This window comes from Dietzia sp. CW19 (assembly GCF_014145265.1).
GTDB classification, from domain to species: domain Bacteria; phylum Actinomycetota; class Actinomycetes; order Mycobacteriales; family Mycobacteriaceae; genus Dietzia; species Dietzia natronolimnaea.
In genome coordinates this window covers 1-3,490 of the sequence record NZ_JAALEE010000194.1, presented here as the reverse complement: position 1 = coordinate 3,490, position 3,490 = coordinate 1, and the positions used below count along the sequence as shown (strand labels likewise).

Here is a 3,490-nt window from a genome sequence, read left to right as displayed (position 1 = left end):
GACGCGCTGAGTGGCGATCGTCTGCGCCTCGGTGTACTTGAGCAGTCCCTCGTCGCCGTGGCGTCGGCCCACACCGGAGGCGCCCATGCCGCCCATCGGGCCCGCGACGGAGCCCCAGCCCGCGACGTAGCCCTCGCCGACGTTGACGGTGCCGGTCCGCAGGCGCGCCGCGATCTGCTCGCCCTCGGAGTCGGACCCCGCGAACACCGACGAGTTGAGCCCGTACTCGGTGTCGTTGGCCTCGGCGATCGCCTCCTCGACCGAGTCGACCGGGTAGATCGAGACGACCGGGCCGAAGGTCTCCTCGCCGTAACAGGTCGCGCTGGAGGGCACGTCGGTGAGCAGGGTCGGCTCGTAGAACAGGGGGCCGAGGTCCGGGCGGGGGCGACCGCCGGCCAGGACGCGGGCGCCCTTGGCCACGGCGTCGTCGACGTGTGCGGAGACGGTGTCCAGCTGGTCACGGGAGATGAGGCTGCCCATCTCGGCCTCGAAGTCGTAGCCGGGCCCCACGCTCATGGACTGCACACGCGCGGTGAGCTTCTCGATGAGCTGCGGCGCGACGGAGCGCTCCACGTAGACCCGCTCGACCGAGATGCACAGCTGACCCGAGTTGGAGAAGAACGCGCGCGTGGCGACCTCGGCCACCTCGTCGAGGTCGGCACCCTCGGTCACGATCATGGCGTTCTTCCCGCCGAGTTCGGCCGAGAAGCCGATCAGCCGCTCGCCGCACTGGCGGCCCAGCGTGCGGCCGGTGGCGGTGGAGCCGGTGAACATGAGGTAGTCCACGTTCTCCACGATCGCCCCGCCGACGGTGCGGCCCGAACCGGGGACCACCTGGAACAGGTCGCGGGGCAGACCCGCGCGGTACAGCAGGTCCGCTGCGGCCAGGGCGCAGAACGGCGTGATGGAGGCGGGCTTGATCACCACGGCGTTACCCGCGGCCAGGGCCGCCAGTGCGTCCGTGGCGGCGAGGTTGAGCGGGTAGTTCCACGGCGCGATCACACCCACGACGCCCTTGGGGTGGCGTCGGACCACGGCCTTGGTCAGGCCCGGCAGCATGCCCTGGACCCGCTTGGGGGCGAGCAGCCCCGGGGCCGTCTTGGCGTAGTGACGTGCGGTGATGAGGCAGTCCAGGACCTCCTCCTGCGCCGAGGCCCGGCTCTTCCCGGTCTCCGCCTGGACGATGTCCATGAGCTGCTCGCGATCGCGCATGACCAGGGAGGCGAAGCGCTTGAGCACGGCGACGCGGTCCGCGGGCTCGCGGTCGGCCCACGCGATCTGGGCGGCGCGGGCCCGCTCGACGGCGGCCAGCACGTCGTCGGCGGTGCCCACGGGGATCTCGGCGAGCGGCTCGCCGGTGAAGACCTCCTCGATGACGGCTGACTCCCGACTCGAGGGATCGGAACGGAATTCGGGGATCGCGACCAGGTCGCGGAGTCGGTCGTAGACACGGGGCGTGGGTCGGCTCATGCCCCGATGTTACCGACGAGTAAGCCGACGCGGTACCGACTCGCCCTTGACCCTGACGTCGCGTCAGGGCCCAGGGTGGTCGATGTGAGAGATGCTGGAGCGATGACGAGCAGTGACGGGCTCACCGTGGGCGCGGTCGCCGACCTCGTCGGCGTCAGTATCCGGACCCTGCACCACTGGGACCGGATCGGGCTGGCGCCGGCGAGTGGACGGACGTGGTCGGACTACCGCGTGTATGACGACGACGACGTCGCGCGCATCCACCGGATCCTGGTCTACCGCGAGCTGGGCCTCCCGCTGGCGCAGATCGGGGTGCTGCTCGACGACCCCGACGTCGACGAGGGCGCCCACCTGTCCCGGCAGCGCGAGCTGCTCCTCGACCGCATCTCGCACCTGCAGGAGATGGTCTCCGCAGTAGACCGCCTGAAGGAGGCGATCGCCGTGAACACACCACTGACACCCGCGGATCGGGCCGAGATCTTCGGCACTGACTGGAACGAGGACTGGCAGGCCGAGGCGCAGCAGCAGTGGGGCGACACCCCGCAGTGGGAGCAGTCGCGACAGCGCACGAGCACGATGTCCAAGGAGGACTGGCGCCGGGTCAAGGCCGAGACGGATTCGCTCAACGCCGACCTGGCCGCAGCCAAGCGGGCCGGGGTTGACCCCGCCTCACCCCGGGCCGCGGAGCTGGTCGAGCGGCATCGTGCGTCGATCTCGACGTTCTACGACTGCACGCGCTCGATGCAGGTGCTGCTGGCGCGCATGTACCGGCAGGACCCTCGCTTCAGCGAGACGTACGACTCGCTCGAGCCGGGCCTGACCGGGTGGATCGAAGCCGCTGTCGAGGCCGACGCCCGCGCGCACGGTGTGGACCCCGACACCGCCACGTGGGACTGATCCCGGTAGTCCCTCACCGATCCGCTCCCGGGTCGCGCTGCGTGTTCGTCCGGATCGCGACCGGTCACGCGCCCCGGACGGTCCATTCCGGGCGCGCGACTCGGCCGACGAGAGGCCGGTCGTGCGTACCCTGGACGCATGACCAGTCGATGGACCACAGCCGACATCCCTGACCAGACGGGCCGGACCTTCGTCATCACCGGCGCCAACGCCGGCCTCGGGCTCGAGTCCACCCGGGCGCTCACCGCGGCGGGAGCCCGGGTTCTGATGGCGTGCCGGGACACCACCCGCGCCGAGGCCGCCCGGGCCGGCCTGGCGCACCCGGATCGGGCGGAGGTCGTCCAGCTGGATCTGGCCGATCTGGACTCGGTCCGCTCCGCCGGTCGGGTGCTGGCCGACCACCGACCCGATGTGCTGATCAACAACGCCGGACTGATGAACATCCCGCAGTCGCGCACGGCCCAGGGCCACGAGATGCAGTTCGGGGTGAACGTGCTCGGCCACTTCGCGCTCACCGAGCAGCTCGTCCCCGTGCTCACCGATCGGGTGGTGTGGCTCGGCTCGATGATGCACAAGAGGGGCACCGTCGATCCGGACGACCTCGACTGGACCCGCCGCAAGTACTCGCCGATGGGGGTCTACGCGGCCACCAAGCTCGCCTGCGTCATGCTGGCCTACGAGCAGCAGCGTCGGTTCGACGCGGCGGGGTCACCGCTGAAGGCCGTGGCCGCCCACCCCGGGTACTCGGCCACCAATCTCCAGTACCGCAGCGGCAGCCGGGTCCAGGACCTGATGATGCGGGTCGCGGAGAAGGTCCCGTTCCTCGTCCAGCCGGCCGAGCGCGGGGCCCTTCCCCAGCTCTACGCCGCCACCGTCGACTCCGTTCCCGGCGGCGCGTACGTGGGTCCCGACGGCTTCGGTGAGCTCAGCGGATACCCGAAGATCGTCGACTCCACCCGCGCCTCGCACGACCGCGCGGTGGCGGCGGCCCTGTGGGATCGGTGCGCGGAGATGACAGCGGCGCGGTGACGACGAGCTGAGCCCCGCCCGCGGCTCAGCCGCCAGGGCACTTTCGCGGCTCAGCCACCGGGCACCTTCGCGGCTCAGCCGCCACGGCACTTTC

The 3,490-nt window shown here is 71.1% G+C and carries 3 protein-coding genes; 2 read left to right on the top strand and 1 reads right to left on the bottom strand.

Going from position 1 to position 3,490, the window contains the following annotated elements:
* Window positions 1-1,470, bottom strand: a 1,470-nt coding sequence (locus tag G6021_RS06605) for a succinic semialdehyde dehydrogenase (RefSeq protein ID WP_182640896.1), incomplete at its 3' end; no start/stop codon positions are given.
* Window positions 1,471-1,572: 102 nt separating this feature from the next.
* Between G6021_RS06605 and G6021_RS06600 the strand changes: the two genes are divergently transcribed.
* Window positions 1,573-2,367 carry a MerR family transcriptional regulator gene (locus G6021_RS06600; RefSeq protein WP_182639101.1) on the top strand — a complete coding sequence of 265 codons (795 nt, stop codon included), beginning with the start codon at window positions 1,573-1,575 and terminating at the stop codon, window positions 2,365-2,367.
* 138 nt (window positions 2,368-2,505) lie between these two features.
* A complete protein-coding gene (locus tag G6021_RS06595) occupies window positions 2,506-3,396 on the top strand; it encodes an oxidoreductase (RefSeq protein WP_182640895.1) in 891 nt (296 codons plus the stop codon).
* Window positions 3,397-3,490 lie beyond the last annotated feature (94 nt).